Annotated in this window: 12 protein-coding genes; 2 read left to right on the top strand and 10 right to left on the bottom strand. The window is 75.7% G+C overall.

Annotation, left to right across the window (positions count from 1 at the left end; all coding sequences use genetic code 11):
* Window positions 1-2: 2 nt before the first annotated feature.
* The 8 genes from ACFWI8_RS20615 to ACFWI8_RS20580 are packed head-to-tail and all read right to left on the bottom strand — an operon-like array spanning window position 3 to window position 7,683.
* Window positions 3-1,376: a Ni/Fe hydrogenase subunit alpha gene (locus ACFWI8_RS20615; RefSeq protein ID WP_387093465.1), complete on the bottom strand. Its 1,374-nt coding sequence runs from the start codon at window positions 1,374-1,376 to the stop codon at window positions 3-5.
* The gene (locus ACFWI8_RS20610; RefSeq protein WP_387093462.1) at window positions 1,373-2,158 is read right to left on the bottom strand and encodes an oxidoreductase; all 786 of its coding nucleotides are present in this window, start codon (window positions 2,156-2,158) and stop codon (window positions 1,373-1,375) included. The genes ACFWI8_RS20615 and ACFWI8_RS20610 overlap by 4 nt, the downstream gene beginning before the upstream one ends.
* 5 nt (window positions 2,159-2,163) lie before the next feature.
* Window positions 2,164-2,976, bottom strand: a complete 813-nt coding sequence (locus ACFWI8_RS20605; RefSeq protein WP_387093459.1) for an FAD/NAD(P)-binding protein — start codon at window positions 2,974-2,976, stop codon at window positions 2,164-2,166.
* Window positions 2,973-3,428: a cyclic nucleotide-binding domain-containing protein gene (locus tag ACFWI8_RS20600; RefSeq protein ID WP_387093456.1), complete on the bottom strand. Its 456-nt coding sequence runs from the start codon at window positions 3,426-3,428 to the stop codon at window positions 2,973-2,975. The genes ACFWI8_RS20605 and ACFWI8_RS20600 overlap by 4 nt, the downstream gene beginning before the upstream one ends.
* Window positions 3,425-4,567: a 4Fe-4S dicluster domain-containing protein gene (locus ACFWI8_RS20595; protein WP_387093453.1), complete on the bottom strand. Its 1,143-nt coding sequence runs from the start codon at window positions 4,565-4,567 to the stop codon at window positions 3,425-3,427. The genes ACFWI8_RS20600 and ACFWI8_RS20595 overlap by 4 nt, the downstream gene beginning before the upstream one ends.
* A complete protein-coding gene (locus tag ACFWI8_RS20590) occupies window positions 4,564-4,848 on the bottom strand; it encodes a HypC/HybG/HupF family hydrogenase formation chaperone (protein ID WP_387093451.1) in 285 nt (94 codons plus the stop codon). The genes ACFWI8_RS20595 and ACFWI8_RS20590 overlap by 4 nt, the downstream gene beginning before the upstream one ends.
* Window positions 4,821-7,178, bottom strand: a complete 2,358-nt coding sequence (gene hypF, locus ACFWI8_RS20585) for a carbamoyltransferase HypF (RefSeq protein ID WP_387093448.1) — start codon at window positions 7,176-7,178, stop codon at window positions 4,821-4,823. The genes ACFWI8_RS20590 and hypF overlap by 28 nt, the downstream gene beginning before the upstream one ends.
* On the bottom strand, window positions 7,171-7,683 hold the full coding sequence (locus tag ACFWI8_RS20580) for a hydrogenase maturation protease (RefSeq protein WP_387093445.1): 513 nt from the start codon (window positions 7,681-7,683) through the stop codon (window positions 7,171-7,173). The genes hypF and ACFWI8_RS20580 overlap by 8 nt, the downstream gene beginning before the upstream one ends.
* A 183-nt stretch (window positions 7,684-7,866) precedes the next feature.
* Here ACFWI8_RS20580 and ppsA point away from each other — a divergent pair, with 183 nt between their 5' ends.
* The gene (gene ppsA / locus ACFWI8_RS20575; protein WP_387093442.1) at window positions 7,867-10,287 is read left to right on the top strand and encodes a phosphoenolpyruvate synthase; all 2,421 of its coding nucleotides are present in this window, start codon (window positions 7,867-7,869) and stop codon (window positions 10,285-10,287) included.
* On the opposite strand, the gene ACFWI8_RS20570 is transcribed toward ppsA, so the two are convergent.
* Window positions 10,268-10,903, bottom strand: coding sequence for a GAP family protein (locus ACFWI8_RS20570; RefSeq protein ID WP_387093439.1), 636 nt, complete (start codon window positions 10,901-10,903; stop codon window positions 10,268-10,270). The two genes, ppsA and ACFWI8_RS20570, sit on opposite strands and share 20 nt — an antisense overlap.
* A gap of 137 nt (window positions 10,904-11,040) precedes the next feature.
* On the opposite strand from ACFWI8_RS20570, the gene ACFWI8_RS20565 reads away from it, so the two are divergent.
* Entirely contained in the window at window positions 11,041-11,907 is an 867-nt protein-coding gene (locus tag ACFWI8_RS20565; protein WP_387093437.1) for a GNAT family N-acetyltransferase, read from the top strand.
* Between the two features lie 16 nt (window positions 11,908-11,923).
* Here ACFWI8_RS20565 and ACFWI8_RS20560 read toward each other — a convergent pair whose 3' ends face one another.
* A complete protein-coding gene (locus tag ACFWI8_RS20560; RefSeq protein WP_387093434.1) occupies window positions 11,924-12,685 on the bottom strand; it encodes a DUF899 domain-containing protein in 762 nt (253 codons plus the stop codon).
* Window positions 12,686-12,832: the final 147 nt, after the last annotated feature.

Below are 12,832 nucleotides of genomic sequence, written 5' to 3'. Positions count from 1 at the left end.
GTTCAGTCGCGTTCGACGGTGAGATCGAGGAAGTGGGCGGAGCAGGAGATACACGGGTCGTGGTTGCGGATGGCCCGCTCGCACAGCAGCCGCAGCTCGTCGTCGTCCGGCCCGCGCCCCGCGGCGAGCCGGGCCTGGACGACGCGGCGCAGATGGTCCTCGATGGCGTCCTGGTTCTGCGCGGTGGGCGGGACCAGGCTGGCGTCCAGCACGGTGCCGTCGGGCGCCAGCCGGTAGCGGTGGTACAGCAGGCCGCGCGGCGCCTCGGTGGCGCCGTGTCCCGTGCCGGCCCTGGCCGGCACCGGCACGGCCGGGGCCGGCGGCGGCTCGTAGCCGTCGATCAGGCGCAGCGCCTCGTCGAGCGCGTACACCACCTCGACGGCGCGGACCAGGATGGAGCGGAACGGGTTGCGGCACACCACCCCGGCCGCCGGGTCGCCGAGCCCCGCCGCCCGGGCGGCCTGGAGGGCGAGCGGCGAGAGCCAGCGGCCGCTGATCGCGTAGCGGGCCAGCGGCCCGGTGAGGTGCCGCCGGCCGTCCAGGGACGAGTAGAGCGCGGTGGAGTCCGGGACCTGACGCTCCACCACGTGCCGTTCGAAGTCGTGCACGGGGAAGGCCCGGGTGGGCAGGGCCTCGGTGCTGTCCTCGGTGAGACCGGCGGAGCTCGGCGCGGCCATGGCGGTGGGGGTGCCGCCCTCGATGGCGTACCGGCCCGGGTCGGCGAGGGCCAGCAGCTCCCAGTCGGCGCCGGCGTCGGGGAAGTCGAAGCCGGCCACCCACTCCACGGTGGCGAGCGCGTCGTCCCTGGCCTGGCGCAGCCGCTCGGCGAGCGGCCGCAGTGCGGCCCTGGTGGGGGTGGAGTGGAAGCCGCCGAGGCGGACGTTGATCGGGTGGATGGCCCGGCCGCCGAGGAGTTCGACGATGGCGTTGCCCGCCTGCTTGATCCGCAGCCCTCGCTCGACGTCCGCGCGGCGGTCGCGGGCCATGTCGATCGCGCTGGGGTGGCCGAGGAAGTCGGGGGCGTGCAGCAGGTGGACGTGGAGGGTCTGGCTCTCGATCCACTCGCCGCAGTACAGCAGCCGGCGCAGCGCGGCGAGCTGCCCGGTGACGGGGACGCCGCAGGCCGCCTCGATCGCCTGACAGGCGCTCATCTGGTAGGCGACGGGGCAGATGCCGCAGACCCGGGAGGTGATGTCGGGCGGCTCGGTGTGGGCCCGCCCACGCAGGAACGCCTCGAAGAACCGCGGCGGCTCGTAGATCCGCAGCCTGGCCTCGGTGACCGTGCCGTCGCCGTCGACCCGCAGCCGCAGCTCGCCCTCGCCCTCCACCCGGGAGAGGGCGCCGACGTGCACCACGCGGGAGCCCCGGTGCGTCATGTGTCCTCCTCGGCCAGTGGCGTCGACGCCTCGGCGAACTGCGGCTCCGCCGCGTTGTAGGTGCGCAGCACCCGCACGATGTCGCGGTCGGACATGCCGTCGCGGCGCAGCAGCGGGATGAACGCCGGCATGTTGGTCGACACCGAAGGGCCGAAGCAGCCGTAGCAGCCCCGCCCGTAGGAGGGGCACAGCGCCCCGCAGCCGGCGTGGGTCACCGGGCCGAGGCAGGGGGTGCCGCTGGCCACGGGCAGGCAGACCACGCCGCGCCGCTTGCAGGCGAAGCACACGCTGTGGTCGGGGATGTCGGGCCGCCGGCCGGCGAGGAAGGCCGTGATGACCTCGACCAGCTGGCCGCGGTCGATGGGGCAGCCGCGCAGCTCGAAGTCGACCGGCACGTTGAGCGAGATGGCGGTGGACTCGGCGAGGGTCTCGACGTACTCCGGGCTCGCGTAGACGGCGGCGCGGAAGTCGGCGACGTCGGCGAAGTTCCGCAGCGCCTGGACGCCGCCGGCGGTGGCACAGGCCCCGATGGTGACCAGGTGCCGCGAGACGTCCCTGACGTGCCGGATCCGCTCGACGTCGCGTGGCGTGGTGACCGAGCCCTCGACCAGGGACAGGTCGTAGGGCCCGGGGCCCTCGGCGCTCGACGCCTCCAGGAAGTAGGAGATCTCCACGGCCCCGGCGATGGGCAGCAGTTCGTCCTCGCAGTCGAGCAGGGTGAGCTGGCAGCCGTCGCAGGAGGCGAACTTCCACACGGCGAGGGTGGGGCGACGTTCCGTCACGGCCCTCACAGCTCCCGCACCGCGAGCAGCGACTCGGCCCGGTCCCAGCCGACCACCGGGCCGTCCCGGCACAGCAGCAGCGGCCCGAGCTGGCAGTGCCCGCAGTGCCCGGTGCCGCAGCGCATGTTCCGCTCCAGCGAGAGCCGGACGCGCGGCGCCGGGATGCCGCGGTGCACCAGCTCGCGGGCGGTGGCGCGCATCATCACCTCGGGGCCGCACACGAACGCCGTGGTGCGGTCCGGACGGTAGGGCGTCCGGTCGAGCAGCGCGGTGACCACCCCCACCTCGCCCCGCCAGCCGGGGCCCGGCCGGTCCACGGTGACGGCCACCCGCGCGGCCTCGGACCAGGTGCGGCGCTGGCCGGTGTAGAGCAGGTCGTCGGGGGTGCGCGCGCCGACCAGCAGACTGATCTGCCCGTACGCCTGGGGCTCGCCGAGCGCCCGCAGCAGCAGGGGGCGCAGCGGCGCCAGCCCCAGGCCGCCGGCGATGACCAGCACGTCGTGGCCGCGGGCGGCGGGCAGGTCCCAGCCGATGCCGAACGGCCCGCGCACGCCCACGTGCCGGCCGGGCCGCGACTCCGTCAGTGCCCGGCTGACCGGTCCGACGGCCCGCACCGTGTGCACCAGTCCGTGGCCCGAGGGCGAGGTCTGGCTGAGCGAGATCGGGACCTCGCCGCGCGGGAAGGCGTGGAGCATGGCGAACTGGCCGGGCGCGAAGGCCGGCAGCGGGTCGCCGACCGGCTCCAGGGTGAGGGTGACGGTGTCCGGCGTCTCCCGCTCCCACGCGGTCACCTCGTGGGGCACCGGCAGCGCGCTCATCGGGCCTCCTCGCGCGGTGGGCCGTAGACGTCGAGCAGCCGCATCCGGGTGGCCTTCAGTCGCTGCCCCACCACGGCGGCGACGGCGCGCGCCAGGTCGTAGCCGAAGGCGGGGTCCGCGTCGCAGCGGGCGCGGACGGCACGCACCTCGAACTCGTCGCAGGCCACCGGGGAGAGGGCTCGGGCGCCCAGGTGCCACCGGTAGGGCGGGAAGAGCCAGGACCAGCCGAGCAGGTCGCCCGGGCCCAGGGTCTCGATGATCGGCGCCGGCCGGCCCGACACGTGGATGTCCAGGGCCACCGAGCCGCTGGTCAGCAGCCAGAACCGGTCGGCCGGCTGGCCCTCCTCGAAGAGCCGCGAGTCGGCGGGGAAGGACACGGTCCCGCCCAGCGCCAGCAGTTCGCCGCGGTGCGGCGGGGTCAGGCCGGCGAGGAAGCCCGTCGTGGTCGTCACGAGCCCGCACCGTCCTCGCCCCCGCCGGCCGGGGACTCCGCGTGCAGCGCGTGGGCCTCCTCGGTGATGTCGATGCCGACCGGGCACCACACGATGCACCGGCCGCAGCCCACGCAGCCGGAGCTGCCGAACTGGTCGTGCCAGGTGCCCAGCTTGTGGGTGAGCCACTGGCGGTAGCGGCTGTGGCCGGTCCGCCGCACCACCCCGCCGGTGAGGTAGCTGAAGTCGAGGTCGTAGCAGACGTCCCAGCGGCGCCAGCGTTCCGCGTGGTCGCCGGTGAGGTCGGTGACGTCCTCGGTGGTGGTGCAGTAGCAGGTGGGGCAGACCATCGTGCAGTTGCCGCAGGTGAGGCAGCGGGCGGCGACGTCGTTCCAGCGCTCGGCCTCCAGGGTGTCGCGCAGCATGCGGCGCAGGTCCACCTCCGGCATGGTGCGGCCCATCCGGCCGGCGGCCCGCTCGACGCTGCCGCCTGCGGCCGCCACGGTCGCCTCGTCCGCCGGTGTGCTCGGCAGCTCGGCCAGCACCTCCTCGCCCGCGGCGCTGCCCGACCGCGCCCAGAACCGGTGGCCGCGCTCGTCGTGCAGCTCCGTCAGGGCCAGGTCCCAGGAGCCGTGCGCCCCGGGGCCCGTGCCCATCGACACGCAGAAGCAGGTCGCGCCGGGTTCCACACACTCCACCACGACCAGGAACGCGCCGGTGCGCCGCCGCCGGTAGGTGTCGTCGACGTGCGGCCCGCCGATCAGCACCCCGTCCTGGACGGCGATGGCCGACAGGTCGCAGGGGCGCACCCCCAGGAAGGCGTAGGAGGGCGGGGCGTCCGGTTCCTCGGTGACGGTGACGGTGCCGTCCTGGGCCCGGTCCGCGGTCCACTGCCGCACCCGCTCCGGGTGCAGGAAGTACTTCCAGGACTGGGGTCCCGCGCTGTGCGCGAACGCCATCCGGTCCGCCCGGCGCCGCAGCCGGTACCGGCCGGCCTCCAGCTCCACGCCCCAGCCGTAGGGCAGTTCCGCCGCCGAACCCAGCTCGGCCAGCACGATCGCGTCGCCCCTGACCGTGGGCCCCACCACGGTGCGCCCGCGCCGCGCCAGCGCCCGCACCAGGGCTTCGAGGCCCGCGACGTCGAGGACCGCGCCGGTCATGACCCGGCCCCGGACGGGGTGGCCGGCGGCAGCGGCTCGCCCAGCTCGCCCTCGACCGCGTCGCCCATCGCCCGCAGCACGTCCAGGGTGCGGCGCGCCTCGGCCTCGTCCACCGTGCTGATGGCGAATCCGACGTGGACGATCACGTAGTCACCCGCCCCGGCCTCCGGGGTGTAGGCGAGGCAGGCGTCCCGCCTGATCCCGCCGAAGTCGACCGTCGCCACGCGCAGGCCGCTGTTCTCCGACACGTCGATCACGCGACCCGGGATGCCGAGGCACACGTCGATCCCTCCTTCTCCGCCGTGGCCGATCGGGCGGCGGCCACCGCGGCCTGCCCGAAGCTGATACCGCCGTCGTTGACCGGCACGGCGGAGCCGACCAGCACCCGCAGCCCCGCCGCGCCCAGCCGGTCGGAGACCTCGGTCAGCAGCCGGGCGTTCTGGAAGCAGCCGCCGCCCAGGCACACCATGCGCGGGGCCCCGTCCGCCACCGCCAGCTCCACCAGGCCGGCCGTCGCCCGGGCGACCGCGGTGTGGAACCCGGCGGCCAGCCTCGGCACCGGTACCCCCGCGGCGAGACCTTCGAGCAGCGCGCCGAGGGTGGCGGCCGGGTCGTAGACCGGCAGCCCGTCGGCGGCCCGGGCGATCCGCCAGGGCAGCGGCTCGCCGGACAGGTCGCCGGCGGCGGCCTCCAGGGCGAGCGCGGCCTGCCCCTCGTAGCTGACGGTGTCGCACAGCCCGAGGACGCTCGCGGCCGCGTCGAAGAGCCGTCCGGCGCTCGACGCCCGGGGGCAGTTCACCCCGCGCTCGACCATCGCCCGCACCGCCCCGCTCTCGCGCGGGGAGCGGCGGCCGGCGAAGGCCGCCACCAGCGCCGGGTCCGGCCGCGGCCCGCCCAGCCGCTCCCCGCCCAGCAGGTAGCCGAGGGCCATCCGGAAGGGGACCCGCACCGCCGCCTCGCCGCCGGGCAGCGGCGCGGTGCCGAACCGGCCCACCCGGCGGAACTCCCGCAGGTCGGCGACCAGCACCTCGCCGCCCCACAGCGTGCCGTCGGCGCCGAATCCCAGACCGTCGAGCGCCACGCCGGTGAAGGGACCCACCAGGCCGTGCTCGGCCGCGCACGCGGCGACGTGGGCGTGGTGGTGCTGCACGGCCACCCGCCGCTCCGCGGGCCAGCGGGCGGCCCACGCCGTGCTGGCGTACCCGGGATGCAGGTCGTGCGCCACCAGCTCCGGGGTGATCCCGGTGAGGTGCGACAGCCGGGCGAAGGCCGTCTCGAACGCGTCCATGGTCCGCACGTCACCGAGGTCGCCGGTGTGCGGGGCGACGACGGCCAGCTCCCCCGAGGCCAGGGTGAAGGTGTGCTTGAGCTGCGCCCCTGCCGCGACGAGCGGGCGGGGCGCCGCGACCGGCAGCCGCGCGGGAGCCGGCGCGTGACCGCGGGCCCGGCGGACGGTGAGCGTACGACCGCGCACCAGCGTCACCACCGAGTCGTCGGAGCGGGCGTGGATCGGCCGGTCGTGGCCGAGGAACCCGTCGGCCACCCCGTCGAGCCCGGCCGCCGCCTCCGCGTCGTCCACGGCCATCGGCGCCCCGGCCGCGTTGCCGCTGGTGCACACCAGCGGGCGGTCCGCGTCCCCGGCCAGCAGCTGGTGCAGCGGACTGGCCGGCAGCATCAGCCCGATCCGCGTGGTCCCCGGGTGCACCTCGGGCGCGAGGCCCGCGGCCGGTCGCGCCGGCAGCAGCACCACGGGGCTGGCCGGCGAGGCCAGCACGGCAGCCTCCGCGGGACCGACCACGGCCAGTCGCGCGGCCGTCGCCAGGTCGCGGACCAGCACCGCGAACGGCTTGTCGGGGCGCCGCTTGTGGCGCCGCAGGGCCGCCACCGCCTCGGGGCGCGTCGCGTCGCACACCAGCTGGTAGCCGCCCACCCCCTTGACCGCGACCAGCGCGCCGGCGGCGACGGCCGCCACCGCCGCCGCGAGCGCCGCCTCGCCCATGGCCGTGACGCCTCCGGACCGCCAGGACAGCCGGGGCCCGCAGCGGGGGCAGGCCAGCGGCTCGGCGTGGAAGCGGCGGTCGGCCGGGTCCGCGTACTCGGCGGCGCACTCCCCGCACAGCGGGAAGGCGCGCATCGTGGTGCGCTCCCGGTCGTAGGGCAGATCGGTGATGACCGTGGCCCGCGGCCCGCACGCGGTGCAGTTGACGAACGGATAGCGGTGGCGGCGGTCGGCGGGGTCCGACAGCTCACGCAGACAGTCGCGGCACGGCGCGGCGTCCACCGGCAGCTCGCGCACCGCGCCGCCGTCCGTCCGCCCCACGCTCGCCAGCACCGTGAAGCCGGGTCCGGGCGGCGGCTCGCCGGGGACGAGTCCGCCCACCGTGACGCGCCCGACCTTCGCCAGCGCGGGCGCGGCGTCCCGGCAGCGGGCGGCCAGCTCGGCCAGCCGCTCCGGGCAGCCCGTGACCGCGGCGACCACCAGGCCGTCGACGTTGCGCACCCAGCCCTCGATCCCCAGCGAGGTGGCCGTGCGGTGCACGAAGGGCCGGAACCCCACGCCCTGCACCGTCCCCGACACCTCGATCCGCCACGCCTCCCGCCGGCTAGCCATCGGCCGCCCTCGCCGTGACCGCCTCCCGGTGGCGCGCGATCTCCGCCTCCACGCGCGCCACCAGCGGCGCCACGGCCGCCCGCACCGGCTCCGACAACCCCGGGCCGACCGAGGCGTCGAGCCCCTCGACGGCGAAGACCACCAAGCGCTCGGGCAGCGCCCCGAGGACCCGCGACAGCTCGACCGCCTCGCCGAGCCCCATGCCGTGCGAGCTGGTCGACTCGGTGGTCCGCAGCTCGCCGTCGGCGACCTCGATCCGGTGCACCCGCCCCGGACACGCCGGGTGCGCGTGCCCCGCGTCCACCACCACGCAGAGCCCGGCGCCCCGCCACACCCCGATCAGCCGCCCCGGGTCGCCGTCCGAGACGGCGAACGCCACCCCGGCCGGCGCGTCCGCCCGGCCGGCGCGCTCGGCGAGCCGGGCCACGACCTCCCAGCCCACCCCGTCGTCGCGCCGGAACTCGTTGCCCACGCCCACGACCACCGTCCGGGCCAGCCCGTCCATCCTCACCGTCCCGCAGCACCGCTCGGCCCCCTGCCCGGGCAAGTCTTCTCCGCGCCGCCGCGCGGGGCCGGGACGACGCGCCCCAGCGCCATCCGTTCGGGCCCCTCCTCGGGTTTCACGCCCCACCCGAGCGGCTACCCGCCGCACCGAGCCACGCCGACGAGAACCCGAGGGAGAGGCGCCATGACCGGCACCACGGAGGACGACCGGATCCGCTGGTTCGAGGACCTGTCGGCGGGGGACGTCGCGGTGGTCGGGGGCAAGAACGCCTCGCTCGGCGAGATGATCGGCAACCTCGCCCCGCGCGGCATCCGGGTCCCCGCCGGCTTCGCCACCACCGCCGACGCCTACCGCGAGTACCTGGCCACCGACGGGCTCGGCACGGCCGTCGCCGAGCGGCTCGACGCCCTGCGCGACGGGGCCGAGCTCGCCGACGTCGGGCGGACCATCCGCGAACGGATCCTGGACACGCCGCTGCCGCCGGCCCTGGACGGCGCGGTCAGGCGCGCCTACCGCGAGCTGTGCGAGCGCCTCGGGCGGGCCGACGTGGACGTGGCGGTGCGCAGCAGCGCCACGGCCGAGGACCTGCCGGAGGCCAGCTTCGCCGGCCAGCAGGAGACGTTCCTCGGTGTCACCGGCGAGGACGCCGTGGTGGACGCCTGCCGCCGCTGCTGCGCCTCGCTGTTCACGGACCGGGCCATCAGCTACCGGGAGCACCAGCACGTCGACCACCTGAGGGTGGCGCTGTCCGTGGGCGTGCAGCAGATGGTGCGCGCGGACCGCGCCGGCGCCGGGGTGATGTTCACCCTGGACACCGACAGCGGCTTCCCGCGCGTGGTGCTGGTCAACGCCGCCTTCGGGCTCGGCGAGTCCGTCGTCTCGGGGGCGGTGGACCCCGACGAGTACGAGGTCTTCAAGCCGTTCCTGCACAAGACGGACCTCAGCCCGGTGATCGCCAGGCGGGTCGGCGGCAAGCAGACCAAGATCGTCTACTCGGGCGACTCCGGGGACTCCCCGACCAGGACGGTGGAGACCTCCGACGCGGAGCGCCGGGCGCTGGTCCTCGACGACCAGGAGCTCCTCCAGCTGGCCCGCTGGGGAGAGGTGATCGAGGAGCACTACGGCCGGCCCATGGACATCGAGTGGGCCAAGGACGGCGAGACCGGCGAGCTGCACGTCGTCCAGGCCCGCCCGGAGACCGTGCAGGCCCGCAGGCAGGCCGCCACCCTGCGTTCCTACCGGCTCACCGAGCCGGGCGGCGAGCGCCTGGTCAGCGGCCTCGCGATCGGCGACGCCATCGCCGCCGGACCGGTCCGCAAGCTGAACAGCCCGGCCGAGGCCGACCGGTTCGAGGACGGCGCCGTACTGGTCGCCAGCGCCACCGACCCCGACTGGGAGCCGGTGATGCAGCGGGCCGCGGCCATCGTCACCGACCACGGCGGGCGGACCTCGCACGCCGCCATCGTCAGCCGGGAGCTCGGCGTGCCCGCGGTCGTCGGCACCGGGGACGCGACCGCGACGCTGTCCGAGGACCGCCGGGTCACCGTCTCCTGCGCCGAGGGCGAGCGGGGCGACGTCTACGACGGCGTCCTGGAGTACGAGGAACGCGACCTCGACCTGACGCGGGTGCCCGAGACGCGCACCAGGGTGATGCTCAACATCGCCAACCCGGCCGCCGCGTTCCGCTGGTGGCGGCTGCCCGCCGACGGCGTGGGCCTGGCCCGGATGGAGTTCGTCGTCGCCAACCACATCGGCGTCCACCCGATGGCGCTGCTCCGCTACGACGAGCTGGCCGACCCGACCACCAAGCGGGAGATCGCCGAACTGACGGCAGGATACGAGGACAAGTCCGCCTTCTTCGTCGACCGGCTGGCCCAGGGCATCGCCCGCATCGCGGCCGCCTGGTGGCCGCGCCCCGTCATCGTGCGGATGAGCGACTTCAAGACCAACGAGTACGCCAGGCTCATCGGCGGCCTGCCGTTCGAGCCCACCGAGGGCAACCCGATGCTGGGCTGGCGCGGCGCCAGCCGCTACTACCACGAGGACTACCGCGAGGGCTTCGGCCTCGAATGCCGGGCCGTCGCCCGGGTCAGGGACGACATCGGCCTCACCAACGCCGTCGTGATGATCCCGTTCTGCCGCACCCTGGGCGAGGCCGACCGGGTGCTGGCGACCATGGCGGACCACGGGCTGATCCGGGGACGCAACGGCCTGGAGACCTATGTGATGGCCGAGATCCCCTCCAACATCCTGCTCGCCGGCGCCTTCGCCGAGCGCTTCGACGGCTTCTCCATCGGCAGCAACGACCTCACCCAGCTCACCCTGGGCGTCGACCGGGACTCCGAGCAGCTGGCCGAGCTGTTCGACGAGCGCGACCCGGCCGTCACCGGGAGCATCGCCACCCTGATCGACGCCGCCCACGCCGGCCACCGGATGGTCGGGCTGTGCGGGCAACGCCCGAGCGACGACCCGGACTTCGCGCGACTGCTGGTGGAGGCGGGCATCGACTCCGTCTCCGTCAGCCCGGACAGCTTCCTGCGGGTCAAGGAGAACGTCGCCGCCGCCGAGGCCGGCTCGGGGGCGGTCACGCACCCGACAGGATGATCACGACGAACAGCACACAGACGGCGATGTTGATCAGCCAGCTGTGCGTGTTCATCCACTCCCGCACCCTGGGCATCGCGGTCGCGGCACGGCGGTGGAACAGCAGCAGCGCGAGCAGCGGCAGCGCCGCGATCAGCACGGTCAGCGCCCAGAACGGCAGCGCGGCCAGCGGGGTGGCGTGCGTCTGCCGCAGGTGAACCCCGACCGTCAGCAGGACGATCAGGTCGGACGGCATCAGCAGGATCACCAGCAGCCCGGTGCGGAAGGCCCGGCCGGGCCCCGCGTCCATCAGCGCGCCGAGCCACTTCGGCGGCTCGGCCGTGGCCCGCCCGCGCCAGTTCCGCAGCGCGAGCAGCACGAGCAGCCCCACCAGGGCGTACTTGACGACGTTGCCGGCCGAGCCCCTGTCCGACTCGCTGCCGAGCCCCACCGCGCCGCCGAACGCCGCGGCGACGAAGAACATCGCCGTCACCCCCACCGCCACGGCGACCGCGACGCCGGCCAGGAACGCGAGCGACACCCGGACGGCGCGCGGGGTCGTCACCAGGATCACCGAGGAGACGAACTGCGGGCCCGCCATCATCGTCACGGCCAGCGGGAGGATCGGGAGGTCCATGTGGCCATCGACACCGAGCCCGGCGCGCCGGGCAACTGGGGTTACGCCACCCGGGGGGCCGGATCCCGGATCCTCGTCGGGCCGGTCGTCGCCAACTGGGGTGCGGAGCGTCGGCGCGGTGGTGTGTGCTCTGCGGCATGACGATCGCATTGGGCAGGCCGGGGGCCGACGGGTTGGGCGAGGTCGTGGGGGTGCTGCGGGAGTGGCAGTCCGAGGGGGCGCCGACGCAGCTGCATCCGGGGGACCTCGGCTGGTTCTGGCGGTTCGGCGCGGAGACGACGGCCGCGGCGGTCAGGACCTGGAGCCGGGACGGGCGGATCCTCGCCGTCGGGCTGCTCGACGGCCCCGAGCTGCTGCGGCTGACGACGGCGCCTGACGCCCGGCGGGACGAGGAGCTGGCGCGGCGACTGGTCGAGGACGCCACCGACCCGGAGCGCGGCGTGCTGCCGGCGGGGCAGGCGTATGTCGAGGCGCCCCCTGGCGCCCTGGTCCACGACCTGCTGGGCGTCCACCGCTGGCCCGAGGACGAGCCGTGGACGCCGCTGCGCCGCGACCTCGGTGGGCCGGTGGCGGACCCGGGCCTGCGGGTCGAGGCGATCGGTCCCGGGCGGGCGGCGGTGTGGGCCGACGTGCTGCGGGCGTCGTTCGACGGGTCGACGTTCACGGCCGAGCGCTGGCACGCGATGGCGGCCGGATCGCCGTACGCCGACGCCAGGTGCCTGGTCGCGTACGACGACCGGGGCGCCGCGGTGGCGGTGGTGACGGTCTGGGCGGCCGGCCCGGGGCGGCCCGGGGTGCTGGAGCCGATGGGGGTGCATCGGGAACACCGCGGTCGGGGGCACGGCAGGGCGATCAACCTCGCCGCGGCGGCCGCGCTCCGGGAGCTGGGCGCGTCGAGCGCGCTCGTCTGCACCCCGAGCTCCAACGTCGGTGGCGTCGCCGCCTACACCTCGGCCGGCTTCGAGCGGCTCCCCGAGCGAAGGGACCGACGCCGGGACGCCTGACGCCGGTCCCGAGGCGTCAGTGGTGGGGGCCGTGCCGGCCGAGGGTCTCCACCGGGGTCGCGCCGGGGCGGGTCCACTGCGGCACGGGGCGGCCGGTCGGGCCCCAGGTGGCGTTCCCCTCCGCGTCCGTGCGCCAGTACCAGCACGGGGCGTGTCCCTCGGGCCAGCCCTCCGGCTTGTCCTCCCACGCCTCGCCGCGGCCGTAGGGCGTCATGTCGAGCAGGCTGAGGGAGCCGTTGGCCGGCTCGGTGCCACGGCCCGTCGTGGAGTAGGTGAGGAACACGCGGTCGCCGTCGCGCAGGAAGCAGGTCAGATGCCCCATCTCCCCGCCGACCGGCGCGGGCACGTCCCGCACCGAGTACCAGGGCTGGGTGTAGCCCATGAACTCGACGAAGGAGGCCACCTCGTCCCAACGGCCCGGGGTCAGCACGGCGAACGAGACGCCGCGGGCGTTGAGGTAGACGGCGTCCCGCAGGTGCCAGGCCGTGGTGGTGCACCCCTCGCACTGCCCCTGGTGCGGCGCTCCGTCGTACCACATGTGCTGGTAGACCACGAGCTCGTCGCGGCCCTGGAACAGGTCGAGGAACGGGACCGGTCCCTCGGGGCCGACGACCTCGACCGTCCCGTCGAACTCGACCATCGGCAGCCGGCGGCGGGCCGCGGCGATGGCGTCACCCTCGTGGGTGTGGGCCTTCTCGCGGACGAGGAGCTCGTCCCTGGCGGCCTGCCAGGTGGCCAGGTCGACGACGGGCGGGCGGCCGGGCGGTGCGGCGGTCATGGGTCCTCCGTGGTGTCTCGTGCCGTGGGGGGGGGGGGGGCGCCCCCCCCCCCGCCCCCCCCGCGACCCCCCCCCCCCCCCCCCCCAAAAAGGGGCCCCCGCGGGGACCGCCGGCGGGGGGGGTGGGGCGGGGGCCCCAGCCCCAAA

Origin of the sequence: Streptomyces sp. NPDC127098, assembly GCF_042722465.1 — a bacterium.
Lineage (GTDB): Bacteria > Actinomycetota > Actinomycetes > Streptomycetales > Streptomycetaceae > Streptomyces > Streptomyces millisiae.
This window is presented reverse-complemented; position numbering and strand designations above follow the sequence as displayed.

Coding starts and splice junctions, on each gene's coding strand:
- ACFWI8_RS20570 (WP_387093439.1), bottom strand. CDS start 10,903: ATGGACCTCCCGATCCTCCCGCTGGCCGTGACGATGATGGCGGGCCCG.
- ACFWI8_RS20560 (WP_387093434.1), bottom strand. CDS start 12,685: ATGACCGCCGCACCGCCCGGCCGCCCGCCCGTCGTCGACCTGGCCACC.
- ppsA (WP_387093442.1), top strand. CDS start 7,867: ATGACCGGCACCACGGAGGACGACCGGATCCGCTGGTTCGAGGACCTG.
- ACFWI8_RS20580 (WP_387093445.1), bottom strand. CDS start 7,683: ATGGACGGGCTGGCCCGGACGGTGGTCGTGGGCGTGGGCAACGAGTTC.
- ACFWI8_RS20595 (WP_387093453.1), bottom strand. CDS start 4,567: ATGACCGGCGCGGTCCTCGACGTCGCGGGCCTCGAAGCCCTGGTGCGG.
- ACFWI8_RS20565 (WP_387093437.1), top strand. CDS start 11,041: ATGACGATCGCATTGGGCAGGCCGGGGGCCGACGGGTTGGGCGAGGTC.
- ACFWI8_RS20605 (WP_387093459.1), bottom strand. CDS start 2,976: ATGAGCGCGCTGCCGGTGCCCCACGAGGTGACCGCGTGGGAGCGGGAG.
- ACFWI8_RS20615 (WP_387093465.1), bottom strand. CDS start 1,376: ATGACGCACCGGGGCTCCCGCGTGGTGCACGTCGGCGCCCTCTCCCGG.
- hypF (WP_387093448.1), bottom strand. CDS start 7,178: ATGGCTAGCCGGCGGGAGGCGTGGCGGATCGAGGTGTCGGGGACGGTG.